Origin of the sequence: Streptomyces sp. NPDC004111 (assembly GCF_042874215.1) — a bacterium.
Taxonomy (GTDB): domain Bacteria; phylum Actinomycetota; class Actinomycetes; order Streptomycetales; family Streptomycetaceae; genus Streptomyces.
The window spans coordinates 25,770-41,864 of the sequence record NZ_JBIAMU010000007.1; the positions used below are offsets into that span (position 1 = coordinate 25,770).

Annotated in this window: 8 protein-coding genes; 7 read left to right on the forward strand and 1 reads right to left on the reverse strand. The window is 72.6% G+C overall.

Features of this window, described 5'->3' with window-relative positions; translation table 11 throughout:
* Positions 1 to 71 precede the first annotated feature (71 nt).
* On the forward strand, positions 72 to 1,199 hold the full coding sequence (gene mnmA / locus ACFYVL_RS15685) for a tRNA 2-thiouridine(34) synthase MnmA (protein WP_389244893.1): 1,128 nt from the start codon (positions 72 to 74) through the stop codon (positions 1,197 to 1,199).
* A 71-nt stretch (positions 1,200 to 1,270) separates the two neighbouring features.
* On the opposite strand, the gene ACFYVL_RS15690 is transcribed toward mnmA, so the two are convergent.
* A complete protein-coding gene (locus ACFYVL_RS15690; protein ID WP_389244894.1) occupies positions 1,271 to 2,050 on the reverse strand; it encodes an alpha/beta fold hydrolase in 780 nt (259 codons plus the stop codon).
* Between the two features lie 108 nt (positions 2,051 to 2,158).
* Between ACFYVL_RS15690 and ACFYVL_RS15695 the strand changes: the two genes are divergently transcribed.
* The 6 genes from ACFYVL_RS15695 (at position 2,159) to ACFYVL_RS15720 (ending at position 15,976) form a co-directional block, all read left to right on the forward strand.
* Positions 2,159 to 2,698, forward strand: coding sequence for a TIGR00730 family Rossman fold protein (locus tag ACFYVL_RS15695; protein ID WP_389244896.1), 540 nt, complete (start codon positions 2,159 to 2,161; stop codon positions 2,696 to 2,698).
* 29 nt (positions 2,699 to 2,727) lie between these two features.
* Positions 2,728 to 3,417, forward strand: coding sequence for an SDR family oxidoreductase (locus ACFYVL_RS15700; protein WP_389244897.1), 690 nt, complete (start codon positions 2,728 to 2,730; stop codon positions 3,415 to 3,417).
* On the forward strand, positions 3,414 to 4,421 hold the full coding sequence (locus ACFYVL_RS15705; protein ID WP_389244899.1) for a methionine synthase: 1,008 nt from the start codon (positions 3,414 to 3,416) through the stop codon (positions 4,419 to 4,421). Before ACFYVL_RS15700 ends, ACFYVL_RS15705 begins: the two co-directional genes overlap by 4 nt.
* 50 nt (positions 4,422 to 4,471) lie before the next feature.
* The gene (gene ligA, locus ACFYVL_RS15710; protein WP_389244901.1) at positions 4,472 to 6,658 is read left to right on the forward strand and encodes an NAD-dependent DNA ligase LigA; all 2,187 of its coding nucleotides are present in this window, start codon (positions 4,472 to 4,474) and stop codon (positions 6,656 to 6,658) included.
* Between the two features lie 285 nt (positions 6,659 to 6,943).
* On the forward strand, positions 6,944 to 9,241 hold the full coding sequence (locus ACFYVL_RS15715) for a putative bifunctional diguanylate cyclase/phosphodiesterase (RefSeq protein WP_389244903.1): 2,298 nt from the start codon (positions 6,944 to 6,946) through the stop codon (positions 9,239 to 9,241).
* 387 nt (positions 9,242 to 9,628) lie between these two features.
* On the forward strand, positions 9,629 to 15,976 hold the full coding sequence (locus ACFYVL_RS15720) for a hypothetical protein (protein ID WP_389244905.1): 6,348 nt from the start codon (positions 9,629 to 9,631) through the stop codon (positions 15,974 to 15,976).
* Positions 15,977 to 16,095 lie beyond the last annotated feature (119 nt).

Sequence of the window (16,095 nt, forward strand, 5' to 3'; positions counted from 1 at the left end):
GTCCCCTGTCCCCGTCCTGCACCGGTAACGCTTGGGAGTCCCGGGAAGGTTCCGACTACTCTGGATGAGCTATGACCGATACCCCGCGCCCCCTCCGCGTCCTCGCCGCCATGTCCGGCGGGGTGGACTCCGCCGTCGCCGCAGCCCGAGCCGTCGAGGCCGGACACGACGTGACCGGTGTCCACCTCGCGCTCTCCGCCAACCCGCAGTCCTTCCGGACCGGGGCCCGCGGCTGTTGCACCATCGAGGACTCCCGGGACGCCCGCCGGGCCGCCGACGTCATCGGCATCCCCTTCTACGTGTGGGACCTCGCCGAGCGCTTCCGCGAGGACGTGGTGGAGGACTTCGTCGCCGAGTACGAGGCCGGGCGCACCCCGAACCCGTGCCTGCGCTGCAACGAGAAGATCAAGTTCGCGGCGCTCCTCGACAAGGCCCTCGCGCTCGGCTTCGACGCCGTGTGCACCGGCCACTACGCCACCGTCGTGCTCAACGAGGACGGCACCCGCGAACTGCACCGCGCCTCCGACATGGCCAAGGACCAGAGCTACGTGCTCGGCGTCCTCGACGAGAAGCAGCTCGCGCACGCGATGTTCCCGCTCGGCGACACCCTCACCACCAAGGACGAGATCCGGGCCGAGGCCGAGCGCCGCGACCTGGCCGTCGCGAAGAAGCCCGACAGCCACGACATCTGCTTCATCGCCGACGGCGACACCCAGGGCTTCCTGGCCTCGCGCCTCGGCGGCAAGGCCGAGGGCGACATCCTCGACGAGTCGGGCTCCAAGCTGGGCACCCACGACGGCGCCTTCGGCTTCACCATCGGCCAGCGCAAGGGCCTGCGCATCGGCCACCCCGCCGCCGACGGCAAGCCGCGCTACGTCCTGGACATCTCGCCGGTCAACAACACCGTGACGGTGGGCCCGGCGGAGGCCCTCGACGTCACCGCCCTGACCGCCATCCGCCCCCGCTGGTGCGGCTCCACCCCCGCCGCCCCCGGCACCTACACCGCCCAGCTGCGCGCCCACGGCGGCGAGACCGAGGTGCACGCCGAGGTCGTCGACGGCGAACTGCACGTCACCTTCACGGGCGAGCCGGTCCGCGGCGTCGCCCCCGGCCAGGCCATCGTGCTGTACGACGGCACACGCGTGGTCGGCTCGGCGACCATCGCGACGACCGTGCGGCGCACCGAAGCCACCGTCTGACCCCGCCGCCGCACGGACCGCACGCGGGACGCGCGCCCCACCCCCGTGGGAGCGCGCGCCCCGCGTGCCGTCTACGCGGCGGCGAAGAATCTCGCCAGCACCGGAGCCAGCCTGCGCGGGTCCACGTCGTGCGTCTGGGCCAGCAGGGACGCCTGCCGGCCGTCGGGCACCGCGTCCGCCGTCAGCCGGGCGGCGTCCCGCATCACCCCGGGGCTGGCCGTCCCCGACACCACCAGCACCGGCTGCGCCAGCGTCGCCAGCCGGTCCGCGGGCACCGTGCCGTCGCCCATCACCGCGTCGTCGTACGCGAGCGTCGGCGCCAGGGACTCGAAGGAGCGCCAGACCGGCGCCTGCCGCATCTTCGTGACGAACTCGCGCGGCATCCCCACCACCGCCAGGAACAGCTCCACCGCCGCGCCGCGGGACCCCTCGGCCAGCAGCGCGTTCAGCCGCTCCGTGTACGCGGCCTTGTCCTCGCGGGTGTCCTCGCGGACCGTGAACGGCGGCTCGTACACCGCCAGCCGCGGCACGGCCAGCCCGGCCGCCGCCGCGCGCAGCACCAGCGCGCCGCCCGAGGACATCCCGTACAGGAAGGCGCTGCCGCCGACCTCCGCGATCAGCGCCGCCAGGTCCTCGACCTCCCGGGCGACCGCGTACGGCGCGGTGTCGCCACTGGCCCCGCGACCCCTGCGGTCGTACGTGACGACGTCGAAGTCCTCGGCCAGGTAACCGGCCAGCGGGCCCTCCGCCGTGCCCGTGCTGAACGCGCCGCCGACCAGGATCAGCGGCGCGCCCTCGCCCCGGCGCTCGTACGCGATCGGGGTGCCGTCGCGCGAAATCACTTTGCTCATACGGACTTGGACCGCTGCCGCGCGCGGAACTCATCGGTCGCCGCGGGAAGTCGTGGGAAATTTTTCCCGGCGGATCGGCGGCGGGTGGCCGGCGTTAGGTTGGGGGCCATGAACATTTGTGTATTCCTCTCCGCCGCCGACCTCGACGAGCGCTACACCCGGCCCGCCCGCGAGTTCGCCGAACTCCTCGGCAAGGGCGGCCACACGCTGGTCTGGGGCGGCTCCGACGTCGGCCTGATGAAGGTCGTCGCCGACGGGGTCGAGCGGGCGGGAGGGCGGCTCGTGGGCGTGTCCGTGGACTTCCTCCAGGACAAGGCGCGGCCCGCCGCCGACGAGATGGTCGTCGCCAGGGACCTCGCCGAGCGCAAGGCGCTGCTGCTCGGCAAGTCCGACGCCGTGGTGATCATGGTCGGTGGCACCGGCACCCTCGACGAGGCGACCGAGATCCTGGAGCTGAAGAAGCACGGGATGACCGACAAGCCGGTGGTGCTGCTGAACACCGACGGCTTCTACGACGGCCTCAAGCAGCAGTTCCAGCGCATGGAGGACGAGGGCTTCCTCCCCGTACCCCTTACTGACCTGGTGTTCTTCGCCGAGGACGGGGTGGCGGCGCTCGCCTACCTGGAGGAGTCCGCCGGAGTCCAGTAACCCCTCCCCGGGGTGCGAGCATGGGGCACATGGCAACTCATGTGATCACCGGGGCGGGGTCCGGCATCGGCGCCGCCGTCGCCCGCCGTCTGCACGAGCGCGGCGACGACATCGTCCTCATGGTGCGCGACGCGGGCCGCGCCAAGGAACTGGAAGCCCGGTTCCCGGGCGCCGGCACGCTCGTCGGCGACCTGTCCAACCCCGACAAGCTGTCCTGGGCGTTCTCGCACCAGCGGATGCCCCAGCGGGTGGACTCGCTGCTGCACATCGCCGGAGTCGTCGACCTCGGAAAGGTCGCCGACCTCGGCGTGCGCGCCTGGCACAGCCAGCTCAACACCAACCTCGTCGCCCCCGCCGAGCTCACCCGGCTCTTCCTGCCGCAGCTGCGCCTCGACAAGGGACACGTGGTGTTCGTGAACTCGGGCGCCGGGCTCAGCGCCGGACCCGAGTGGGGCGCGTACGCCGCCAGCAAGCACGGTCTCAAGGCGCTCGCCGACTCGCTGCGCGCCGAGGAGCACGAGAACGGGGTGCGGGTCACCTCCGTCTACCCCGGCCGCACCGCCAGCCCCATGCAGGAGAAGGTGCACTCCCAGGAGGGCAAGGCGTACGACCCCTCGAAGTTCATCGACCCCGAGTCGGTCGCGACCACCGTCCTGATGGCCCTCGACCTGCCGCGCGACGCCGAGGTCAACGACCTGACGGTGCGGCCCGGCCGATGACCTCCGAGCAGACCCCGAAGTGGTGGGGACCGGCCACCGGCGTCGGTTCCATGCCCGGCGGCGACGCCAGGGAGAGCGCCAAGACCGTCGTCGGCTCCTTCGAGGACTTCCCGTACCTCGCCGAGCTGCCCGCCCGCGGACCCGGCGCCGACATGATCGGCCGCACCGCCGGAATGCTCGCCGAGATGTACGTCCATCTGGAGCCCAGCGGCTGGCGGTTCAGCGACCGGCCCGGCCGCGACACCCGGCGGGCCCGCTCCTGGCTGGGCGAGGACCTGGACGCCCTGGAGGAGTTCACCCAGGGCTACACCGGGCCGCTCAAGGTGCAGGCCGTCGGCCCCTGGACGCTCGCCGCCGCCCTGGAGCTGCGCGGCGGCGAAGCGGCGGTCGGCGACCCCGGGGCCTGCCGCGACCTGGCCGCCTCCCTCGCCGAAGGACTGCGGGGCCACCTCGCGGACGTCCGGCGGCGGGTGCCCGGCGCACAACTGGTGCTCCAGCTCGACGAGCCCTCGCTGATCGCCGTGCTGCGCGGACAGATCCGGACGGCCAGCGGCTACCGCACCCACCGGGCCGCCGACCGGCAGGTGGTGGAGAGCGCGCTGCGGGACGTGATCGCGGTGCACGACGGGCCCGTGGTCGTGCACTCCTGCGCGCCGGACGTGCCGATCGCGCTGCTGCGCAGGGCGGGCGCCGCCGGGATCTCCCTCGACTTCACCCTGCTCACCGAGCGTGACGACGACGAGATCGGTGAGGCGGTCGAGGCCGGCACGAAGCTCTTCGCGGGCGTGGTGCCGGGCGTGGACGGCCCATTGTCAGACCCGGGCGGTAGCGTCATGGGTGTCAGGTCGTTGTGGCGCAGGCTGGGGCTGAATCCCGGACTTCTGTACGAGTCCGTGGTGATCACCCCGACGTGCGGGCTGGCGGGGGCTTCCCCGGCGTACGCCCGCGCGGCGCTCGCCCACAGCACGCGGGCGGCACGCTCGCTCGCGGACAACCCTGAGTGACGAAGAGTGGTCCCAGTCGGGGGACCGCAGGGCAACGGGAGGAAACGACGGTGGCTGGCGAACAGCACGCAGCGGTACCCGCCGAGGCACGGGAGAAGCACGCGCGGCTCGCTGAGCAGATCGAGGAGCACCGCTTCCGGTACTACGTCAAGGACCAACCGGTCGTCAGCGACGCCGAGTTCGACAAGCTGCTGCGGTCCCTGGAGGCGCTGGAGGAGGAGCACTCCGAGCTGCGCACCCCCGACTCGCCGACCCAGAAGGTCGCCGGGGCGTACGAGACGGAGTTCACGGCCGTCCAGCACCGCGAGCGGATGCTCTCCCTGGACAACGCCTTCGACGACGAGGAGCTGGCGGCCTGGGCCGAGCGGCTGGCGGGCGAGCTGCAGGGCATCGACTACCACCTGCTGTGCGAGCTCAAGGTGGACGGGCTCGCCGTCAACCTGACCTACGAGAAGGGCCGGCTCACCAGGGCCGCCACCCGGGGCGACGGCCGCACCGGCGAGGACATCACGCCCAACGTGTGCACGATCGCCCAGATTCCGCAGCGGCTGGCGGGCGACCGCGTCCCGGACCTGGTGGAGATCCGGGGCGAGGTCTACTTCCCGATGGAGGCCTTCGGAGAACTCAACGCACGCTTGGTCGAGGCTGGGGACAAGCCCTTCGCCAACCCGCGCAACGCGGCGGCCGGTTCACTGCGCCAGAAGGACCCCAGGGTCACCGCCTCGCGCCCGCTGCGCATGGTGGTGCACGGCATCGGCGCCCGCGAGGGCTTCGACATCGCCCGGCTCTCGTACGCCTACGAGCTGCTCCACGAGTGGGGGCTGCCCACCGCCCAGCAGAACCGTGTCGTCGACGACCTCGACGGCGTCCGCGACTTCATCGCGTACATCGGCAAGAACCGGCACTCGGTCTCGGAGCACGAGATCGACGGCGTCGTGGTCAAGCTCGACGAGATCCCGCTCCAGGGCCGGCTCGGCTCCACCTCGCGCGCGCCGCGCTGGGCCATCGCCTGGAAGTTCCCGCCCGAGGAGGTCAATACCAAGCTGGTCAACATCCGAGTCGGTGTCGGCCGCACCGGCCGCGTCACCCCGTACGCGCAGGTCGAACCGGTGACGGTGGCCGGCTCCGAGGTCGAGTTCGCCACTCTGCACAACCAGGAGGTGGTGAAGAAGAAGGGCGTCCTCATCGGCGACACCGTCGTCCTGCGCAAGGCGGGCGACGTCATCCCCGAGATCCTCGGCCCGGTCGTCGACCTGCGGGACGGCACCGAGCGCGAGTTCGTGATGCCCGCCGACTGCCCCGAGTGCGGGACACCGCTGCGCCCCATGAAGGAGGGCGATATCGACCTGCGCTGCCCCAACGCGCAGACCTGCCCCGCCCAGCTGCGCGAACGGCTCTTCTACCTCGCGGGCCGCAAGAGCCTGGACATCGAGAACTTCGGGTACGTCGCCGCGACCGCGCTCACCAAGCCGCTGGAGCCGGCCGAGCCGCCGCTGCTCGACGAGGGCGACCTCTTCGACCTGACCATCGAGCAGCTGCTGCCCATCAAGTCCCACGTCCTGGACTCCGACTCGGGCCTGCCCAAGGTGGACCCGAAGACCGGCGAGGAGAAGGTCGTCACCGTCTTCGCCAACCAGGACGGCGAGCCCCGCAAGAACGCCCTCGCGATGCTGGAGAACATCAAGGCGGCCAAGGAGATGCCGCTCGCCCGCGTCCTCACCGGGCTGTCCGTCCGGCACGTGGGGCCGGTCGCGGCCGAGGCGCTGGCCCGCGAGTTCCGGTCGATCGAGCGGATGGAGCAGGCGAGCGAGGAGGAGCTGGCCGGGGTCGACGGCGTCGGCGGGATCATCGCCGCCTCCCTCAAGGAGTGGTTCGCCGTCGACTGGCACCAGGAGATCCTCCGCAAGTGGCGGGCCGCCGGGGTCCGCATGGAGGAGGAGGGCGCCGACGAGGACCAGGGGCCCCGCCCGCTGGAGGGAATGACCGTCGTGGTCACCGGGACGCTGGAGAAGTACACCCGGGATGGCGCAAAAGAGTCCCTTCAGAAGCTCGGAGCGAAGGTGACCGGTTCGGTTTCGAAGAAGACGTCCTTCGTCGTGGTCGGGGACAGTCCCGGTTCGAAGTACGACAAAGCCATGCAGCTGAAGGTGCCGGTGCTGGACGAGGACGGATTTGGGGTGCTGCTCGCAGAAGGGCCGGAAGCCGCACGTGAAGCGGCGGTTCCGGTGGTGGAGTAACGGGAAGAACAGCGGCCGGAGGTCCACCCGTTCGGCGCATACCAGACGTTGCCGGGTGGTCGGGTCGCATTCGGGCAACAGCGGTCGACCGCTGCCCGGGAGAGCCTGGTGCGGCCTACTGTTGGGATGTGCGCCTGTCGTGCACGGCTGGGAATCCGTTTCCCGTCCCCCGGACGTCTCCTCGTGAGGGAGGCGTCCGGGCGGCGGAGACGGCCCGGGTCGTGGTGGCATGACAACGGGGCCACCTCGCGTGACATGGGCACCGCCGGCTGTGAGAGGGACGGAATGAAACCCACCGAGAGCGCCGACCCGGCCTCACGGCTGCGTGGTCTGGCCGGGCGGACCGGGTTGTCCGGCCTGGCCGGCCGGTTCGGGCGGGCCGGCCGTTCGGGCCGCCGGACCGAGGACCCCGGCCGTCCGTCGCCGCGACCCCCGTCCACCCGCCCGCAGCAGCCGTACGCCGCCGGTCCGCCGTACGTGGCGCACGGCCCGCACCCCGGGCCGCAGCTTTCCGGACAGGGGACGCTCTGGGCACAGCTCTGGGGGCCACTGCTCCCCGCGGTGCTGACCGGACTGGCCGTCGTGGCCCTCGCCGGCGGCATCGCCCAGACGCTCGGCGCCCAGCGCGCGCTGTTCCCCGGCGGCACCGCGGGATGGTCCCTCGCGGCCCTGACCGGGATCGTCGTCGGTCACCTCGTCGCCCTGGGCCGCGACAGGTGGTGGGGCGGCACGGGCTCAGGGGCGGCGCTCACCCTCGCCGTCCTGCTGCTGTACGGATGGGTTCCGGCCGGGCTGGTGAGCCTGGCCGTTGTCGTTCTGGTGGGCATCGCGCGCAGACGCCGCTGGCGCCAGGGCGTGCTGCACGGCTCCGTCGACATCCTCGGCATCGCGGCCGCCGCCCTCACCCTGGGCGTCTTCGGCCAGGTGCCGACGGTGGAGCGGCCCTGGCAGCCGACCGGCTGGGACTGGCAGGCGCTGCCCGAGGTCGTCCTGGCCGCCGCCACCTACCTCCTGGTCACCCGGCTGCTGCTGTGGTCCGTACAGGCCCCGCAGGCCGGGCGGGTGCCGTCGGTGGCCAGAACGGCCATGGTGCGAGAGGGACTTGTGGCGGGGGCGTTGCTGGGCATCGCCCCGCTGATCTGTGTCGTGGCCATGTCCCTGCCGGTGCTGCTGCCGCTGTTCGCCGTCCCGCTGATAGCCCTGGACTCCACCCTGTGGATAGCCAGGGCGCGGGCCGAGGAGCAGTTGCGCGACCCGCTGACCGGGCTGCCGAACCGGCAGTGGCTGCTGGAGCGCGCCTGGCCCGCGCTGGAGGAGGCCGAGCGGCTGGGGACGCGGTCGGCGCTGGTGCTGATCGACATGGACCGGTTCCGTTCGGTCAACGACACTCTCGGCCATCTCGCCGGGGACCGGCTGCTGTTGCAGATAGCCGACCGGCTGCGGCGGGTGCTGCCCAAGGGGGCGGAGGCCGCCCGGCTCGGCGGCGACGAGTTCGCCGTACTGCTGCCCCGTACCGAGTCCGCGACGAGCGCGCAGCGCATCGCCCGCCACCTGGTGGCGGAACTGGGGTCCCCGCTGGACCTCGACGGCCTGACGCTGGTTCTGGAGGCCAGCGCGGGAGTGGCCGTCTTCCCCGATCACGCGCTGGACGCGGAGGGGCTGCTGCGGCGGGCGGACGTGGCGATGTACCAGGCCAAGCGCGACCGCAGCGGGGTCGAGGTCTACGAGTCCAAGCGGGACTCCAACACCCCTGACCGGCTGGGCCTGTTGGGGGACCTGCGGCGGGCGCTGGACGCGGGGGAGGTCGAGCTCCACTACCAGCCCAAGGTGCGCTTCGACGGGCAGGTCGCCGGTCTGGAGGCGCTGGTGCGGTGGGTGCATCCGGAGCGGGGGAGAGTCCCTCCGGACGAGTTCATCGCCATCGCCGAGTCGTCCGGGCTGATGCCGCACCTGACGGAGTACGTCCTGGAGACGGCGCTGGCCCAGGTGGCGCGGTGGCGGGCGCAGAAGCTGTACGTCCCCGTCGCGGTGAACGTCTCGCCGCGCGACGTGCACACCCCCGGTTTCGCGGGAGCGGTGGCCGCGCGGCTGGCCAGGCACGGGGTTCCGGCGGGCTCCCTCCAGTTGGAGATCACCGAGCACGTCCTGCTGGAGGACCCCCAGCGGGCCGCCGACACCCTGGCCGGGCTGACCGGGCACGGCGTGAAGATGTCGCTCGACGACTTCGGGACCGGGTACTCCTCGCTGGTGCACCTGAGGCGGCTGCCGGTGAGCGAGCTGAAGATCGACCGGTCGTTCGTGGCGCGGCTGGCGGTGGACACCGAGGACGGCGAGATCGTCCGGTGCACGATCGACCTCGCCCATTCGCTGGGCCTGCTGGTGGTGGCCGAGGGCGTCGAGGACGACGAGACGTGGGAGCGGCTGCGGGACCTGGGCTGCGATGCGGTGCAGGGGTGGCTGGTGGCGGCGGCGATGCCTCCGGAGGAGGCGACGGCGTGGTTGCTGGCGCGGGGGTCGCGGGGGTGGCAGCGGCCGGCGGAGTTGGCGGCGGCGGCAGCGGCGGCGGAGGTGGAGGGGGAGTAGCGCGGTGCGGGGTGGTGGGGCGGGGCGCGGGGCGTCCGGGGGCGGGGGGTGCGGCTCCGCCGGGGGCCGCCCCCTTGCCCGCCCGTTCCGCCACCTTGGGGCGGCCCCGTCGCCCAAGGGGGCTGGGTGGGCGGCCCCGGCGGCCAAGGGGGTGGGGGTGGGGGTGGGGCGGGAGTTTGGCATGGAGGAGGGGACGGGGTGCGTGGGGTGGGGCTGGATGGGTGGTCCCGTGTGGTGGTCGGGTGTTGTTGGGGCCCGGATGTGACGGGCCGGGAGTGACCTGCTTCGAAGCTGCTGCCTGGTGGGAGTTCCGCCATCAGGTCCGGCCCGAGGAGCAGCGTGGTTCGAAGAAGCAGAAGTGGTGAGGCCCGGTCGAGGACCGGCGCGGTGCGGTCGCGCACCGTCCGTGCGTGGTCCCGGGCCGGCAGCCCCCTGTGGGCGTCCGCCCGTACCCTGCGCGGGGCTCTCCGCGGCGGTGTGCGCAAGACGCTGGCCGCGGTGGTCGCGGTGGGGCTGGTGGGCGTCGCACCGTTGCCCGCCCACGCCGCCGACTTCCCCGTACAGCGGGACGCGGCCGCCGGCGTCGACTGCGACCGGCTGTACTACTCGAACTACCTGAGCGGTTCGCAGTTCGACACCGACGGCTCGGGCCGGCCGGTGATCACCAACCGGGTGGTCTCCCGGCGGCCCACCGGCAGCACCCTGCCCTCGTACTGGTCGGCCAACATGGCCGCCGGACGCGACCCCGACTCCGGCAGGCCCGCCCTCTTCTACTCGAACTACACGACCGGCAACCGCACCCTCTACAAGCAGGTCCAGGGGTCCGACCAGGTCACCGACGTCATCTCGGGCGGAGCCACCCGGCAACTGCCGCCCGGGTACAACTGGGGCGGGCTGGGGGCCGACCCCGACAACGACACCCTGTTCGGCGCGGAGAACCTCAGCTACAACAAAGAGTTCTTCTCGATGAACCTGCGGACCGGGGTGGCCAAGGTCTTCCAGCCGAAGGCCGCGGACTCCGCGGACACCATCTGGACCGGCTACTACTCGATGCCCGACATCTTCGTGGACAGCGACGGCTTCCCGTACATGGGCGTCTACTACGGCTCGTCCACGTACCTGTACCGCATCGACGTCGCCAAGGAGACGGCGACCAGGGTCCTGCAGATCACCGGCCCCGGCGCGCAGGGCGGATCGCTGTACGGGATGGCCTGGTTCAAGGACGCCATCTACGTCGGCAACTACTCCGGCCAGCTGTACCGCGTGGACCCGACGACCGGCGCCTCCACCGCGGTCTCCGGCGCGGGCTACGTCGAGGGCAACCGGACCGGCACCCCCACGTCCGAGAACGGCGGCAGCTGGCCCATCACCGACCTCGCCAGCTGCACCTCCGCCCCGCCGCTCGTGCCCACCCTCAAGGTGAGCAAGTCGGCGAAGGTGAACGGCGGCGCGGCGACCTCGGCCAAGCCGGGCGACACGGTGACGTACACCGTGAAGCTGGAGAACACCTCCGCCGTCCCCTACCCGGGCGCCACCGTGACCGACGACCTGGCCCAGGTGCTCGACCACGCCACGTACAACGCCGACGAGAAGGCGGTCGACGGCCAGGGAAGGGCGATCGGCACCTTCGGAGCCCGGCCGCCGCCCCGGCTGAGCTGGAGCGGTACCGTTCCGGCCGGCGGCACGGCCACCCTGACGTACTCGGTGACCGTGAAGGCCGGTGCCCCGGACGGGGCGCGGCTGCGCAACAGCGTCACCGGCAATCCGGGCACCAACTGCGCGGCGGGCTCCACCGACCCGGCGTGCGGCACCGAGGTGCCCGTCGAGGTTCCGGCCGCGGTGACCGTCGTCAAGACCGCCTCGCCGAAGAACCCGGGGCCCGGCGACAAGGTCACCTACACCCTCACCCTCACCAACGCGGGCGCCCGCGACTACCCGGGCGCCTCCGTCACGGACGACCTGACCGGCGTCCTGGGCGGTGCGCGGTACAACGACGACGCGACCGCGAAGGACGGCGCGGGCGCCACGCTCACCGCGCCGGCGTACACCAGCCCGAAGCTGAGCTGGAGCGGCACGGTCAAGGCCCGCGGCAAGGTCGTCATCACCTACAGCGCCACCGTGCGCAGCCCGGTGCCCGCCGGATCGACGACCCTGCGCAACAGCGTCACCAGCAACGTCCCCGGCGAGTGCGAGCCCGGCGGCAGCGACCCCGACTGCGCCACCGTCACCCCCCTGCCGCGCCTGGTCATCGCCAAGTCCAGCACGCCCGACGTGGTGCGGGCCGGCGACAAGGTCACGTACACCGTCACCCTGAAGAACGACGGCGACGCGGACTGGACCGGCGCCACGGCCACCGACGACCTCACCGACGTGGTGGACGACGCGGCGTACGGCAATGACGCCGTCGCGCGGAGCGGCGGCACGAACACCGCGACCCAGCCCGCCTACGACGCGGCCACCAAGAAGCTGACCTGGACCGGCACCGTCGCCCGGGGCAGCACCGTCACGATCACCTACACCGTCACCGTGGGCACCCCGCCCGCCGGCAACAAGCGCCTGGCCAACACCGTCGTCGGCCCGGACGGCTCCAACTGCGAGGCGGGCAGCGGCGACCCGGACTGCACCGACGACAAGACGGTCAGCGGTCTGCTGATCAAGAAGACCGCGAGCGCCGCCGAGGCCGAGCCCGGCGGGACCGTCACCTACACCGTCACCGCGCAGAACACCGGCGGCGGCGTCGCCCGGGGCGTCGCCCTCACCGACGACCTGACCGGTGTGGTCGACGACGCCACGTACAACAACGACGCCGTGACCAGGACGGGCGGCGCGAACACCGCGACCCAGCCCGCCTACGACGCGGCCACCAAGAAGCTGACCTGGACCGGCGACATCGCCGCCGGAGCCACCGTCACCCTGACGTACACCGTCACCGTCGGCACACCCCCGGCCGGTGACAAGAAGCTCAGCAACGTCGTGATCGGCCCCGACGGGTCCAGCTGCCCGCCCGGCTCCACCGACCCGCAGTGCTCCTCCGTCACCCCGGTCGGCGTGATCGACATCCGTAAGACCGCCGACCGTACGGACGTGAAGCCCGGCGAGCGGATCACCTACACGGTGACCGTGCGCAACACCGGGGAGGGCACCTACCGGGGCGCCACCTTCACCGACGACCTGCGCGGCGTCCTCGACGACGCAACCTGGGACGACCTGGTCACCCGCAGCTCCGGCACGACCGAGTACGACGCGGCCGGCAAAACGCTGAAGTGGACCGGGGACGTCGCCAAGGGCGCCACCGTCACGGTCACCTACGCGGTCACCGTCGGCAGGCCCCCGGCCGGGGACAAGGTCCTGCGCAACGCCGTCACCGGCGACGGCAACTGCCCGCCCGGCTCCACCGACCCCGCCTGCGGGACGGTCACCCCGGTCAAGTCGCTCACCTTCAAGAAGACCGGCGCCCCGCGCAACCCCCGGTCGGGCGACACCGTCACCTACACGGTGGTCGTCACCAACACCGGCGGCGCCGCCTACCCGGACGCCTCCTTCACCGACGACCTGACCGACGTGCTGGACGACGCGACCTGGAGCAACCGGACCACGCTGACCACCGGCTCGCTCGACTTCGACGCCGCCGCCAAGTCCCTGACCTGGAGCGGCGACCTCGCCGTCGGCGCCACCGCCACGATCACCTACGAGGTCGTGGTGACCAACGCGGGCGACAGGTACCTGCGCAACGTCGTCAGCGGCGACGACTCCAACTGCCCGCCGGGCTCCACGGATCCGGACTGCCGCGAGGTGCTGCCCCGGCCCGGCCTGGAGATCCGCAAGACGGCGGCGCCCGCCTCCGCGAAGCCGGGCGACACCGTGACCTACACGGTGACCGTCCGCAACACCAGCGCCCTCGCCGACTACGCCGGGGCGACCTTCACCGACGACCTGAGCGGCGTCCTCGACGACGCCGCATGGGCGGGACCGGCCACCGCGACCGCCGGAAGGGCCGACTTCGACGCGGCTGCCAGGACGCTGAAGTGGACCGGGGACGTGGCCAGGGGCACCACCGTCACGGTCACCTACCGGGTCACCGTGGGCACACCCCCGGCCGGTGACAAGAAGCTCGGCAACACGGTCGTGGGCCCCGGCGACTCCACCTGCCCGCCCGGCTCCACCGACCCGCGCTGCGGGACCGTCACCCCCATCGGCACCGTCGAGATCGCCAAGACCTCCGCGCCGCGGAGCGTCAAGGCCGGACAGCGGGTGACCTACACGCTGACCGTCCGCAACACCGGCGAGGCCGACTACCAGGGCGCCTCCTTCACCGACGACCTCAGCGGCGTACTGGACGACGCCGCCTGGGACGACAACCTCGGTGCCACCAGCGGTACGGCGAGGTACGACGCGGCGGGACGGAAGGTGACCTGGGGCGGCAACGTCGCCAAGGGCACCACGGTGACGGTGACCTACACCGTGACCGTCGGCAGGCCCCCGGCCGGTGACAAGAAGCTCAGCAACGTCGTGGTCGGCCCCGACGGGTCCAACTGCCCGCCCGGCTCCACCGACCCCGACTGCTCCGACACCCGGGGCATCGCCCTGCTCGACCTGACCAAGACCGCGAACCCCACGACCGCCAAGCCCGGCGACACCGTCACCTACACGGTGACCGCGAGCAACGAGGGCACCGCGGCCTACCGGGGCGCCTCCTTCACCGACGACCTGAGCCGGATCCTGGACGACGCCACCTACAACGACGACGTCCGGGCCGAGGGCGGCGGCAGCGCCACCTACACCGAGCCCAGGATCCGCTGGGAGCACGACCTGCCCGCCGGAGCGAGCGTCACCGTCACCTACTCCGTCACCGTCGACAACCCGGCGACCGGCGACAAGGAACTGGGCAACACCGTCGTCGGCCCGGACGACTCGTCCTGCCCGCCGAACTCCACCGACCCCGGCTGCGGCACCGTCGTACCGGTCGCCGCACTGGAGATCCGCAAGACGGCCGCCCCGGCCGACCCGAAGCCGGGGGAGAAGGTCACCTACACCGTGACCGTCACCAACACCGGCCGTGCCCCCTACCGGGGCGCACGCTTCACCGACGACCTGAGCGGAGTCCTGGACGACGCCGTCTTCAACGAGGGCGACACCACCGCGGACTCCGGATCGGCCGTCTACGCCCGGCCGAAGCTGACCTGGACCGGCGACGTGGCGGTCGGCAGGCCGGTCACCGTCGTCTACACGGTCACCGTCGGCAAGCCCCCCAAGGGCGACAAGAAGCTCACCAACGTCGTGGTCGGCCCCGACGGGTCCAACTGCCCGCCCGGCTCCACCGACCCCGAGTGCAGCACGGTCACCCCGGTGCCGGCACTCGTCGTCAAGAAGACCGCCGACCGGCAGGAAGTGGGAGCGGGCGACCGGGTCACCTACACCCTCACCATCGAGAACACCGGGGAGGCCGACCACCCCGGCACCACCCTCACCGACGACCTGAGGCAGGTGCTCGACGACGCGACCTGGGACGGCACCGAGCAGGCGGACCGGGGCACCGTCACCTTCCGTGCCCCCGAACTGACCTGGACGGGACCGCTGCCCAAGGGCGCCAAGGCCACCGTCACCTACACGGTGACCGTCACCCACCGGGGCGACAAGGTCCTGCGGAACACGGCCGTCGTGCCCGGCTCCAACTGCGAGAAGGGCTCCGGCGACCCGGACTGCACATCCGTCGTCCCGCCGCTCCCGCCCGCCGACACCAAGGCGATCGAGGTACGCAAGACCGGTACCCCCACACCGGCCCACGCGGGCGGCAAGGTCACCTACACCCTGCTCATCCGCAACACCGGCACCACCCCCTACCGGGCGGCACGGGTCACCGACGACCTGACCGGGGTGCTGGACGACGCGGCGTACCGCAACGACGCCAGGGCCTCGGCCGGCCGTGTCGCCTTCCGCGCTCCGCGGCTGACCTGGACCGGCGTCCTCGCGGTCGGCGCCACGGTGACCGTCCGCTACTCGGTCACCGTGGGCAGCCCGCCCCGGGGCGACAAGCGGCTGAAGAACGTCGTGGACGGCGGGGAGAACTCCAACTGCCACGACACCTCCCGCGCCGCGCGGCGTGCCGCGGCCGGCTGCGGCACCGACACCCCCGTACGGGCCATGGTGCTCGGCAAGACGGCCACCCCGGCCAAGGTCAAGCCGGGCGGGAAGGTGACCTTCACCCTCACCGCGCGCAACACCGGCACCGCCCCCTACCCGGCGGCGACCTTCACCGACGACCTGCGCCGGGTGCTCGACGACGCCACCTACGACGGTGACGCCCGAGCGAGCAGCGGCACCGTCCGCCGCAGCGGCGACCGGCTCGTGTGGAACGGGCCGCTCGGCACCGGCCGCACCGTCACGGTGACGTACTCGGTCACGGCCCGGCTGAACATCGACGGCGACCGGAAGCTGCGCAACGCCGTCACCAGCACCACCCCCGGCGGCAACTGCGTCACCGGCAAGGAGCCGGGCTGCCACACGGACCCGGAGGTGGTCCCCGACGGGAAGAAGGTCACCCCCGACGGAGGAAAGCCCGACGGGGGCAAGCCCGACGACGGCAAGCCCGGCGACACGGGCCCCGGCGGCACCCGGCCCGGGACGGGGCCGCTGCCCGGCACCGGCTCCGGCGGCAGCGGGGGACTCGGCGTCGCCGTGGCCGTCCTGCTGGTCTCCGGCACGGGACTGCTCCTCGTCGCCCGCAGGCGCGGCTGACGGCTGACAGCCGTCGCTGAGCGGCGCCGCACGAGCGGACGGCAGGGCCCCGGCAGCACGGCTGCCGGGGCCCTGCCGTGCCTGCGCCCGGAACTGTTTCGCGGGCACTGCCGGGCGAC

Excerpts from the sequence above, each read along its gene's own strand:
- ACFYVL_RS15715 (WP_389244903.1), top strand. The coding sequence starts at position 6,944 with ATGAAACCCACCGAGAGCGCCGACCCGGCCTCACGGCTGCGTGGTCTG.
- ACFYVL_RS15690 (WP_389244894.1), bottom strand. The coding sequence starts at position 2,050 with ATGAGCAAAGTGATTTCGCGCGACGGCACCCCGATCGCGTACGAGCGC.
- mnmA (WP_389244893.1), top strand. The coding sequence starts at position 72 with ATGACCGATACCCCGCGCCCCCTCCGCGTCCTCGCCGCCATGTCCGGC.
- ACFYVL_RS15700 (WP_389244897.1), top strand. The coding sequence starts at position 2,728 with ATGGCAACTCATGTGATCACCGGGGCGGGGTCCGGCATCGGCGCCGCC.
- ACFYVL_RS15695 (WP_389244896.1), top strand. The coding sequence starts at position 2,159 with ATGAACATTTGTGTATTCCTCTCCGCCGCCGACCTCGACGAGCGCTAC.
- ACFYVL_RS15705 (WP_389244899.1), top strand. The coding sequence starts at position 3,414 with ATGACCTCCGAGCAGACCCCGAAGTGGTGGGGACCGGCCACCGGCGTC.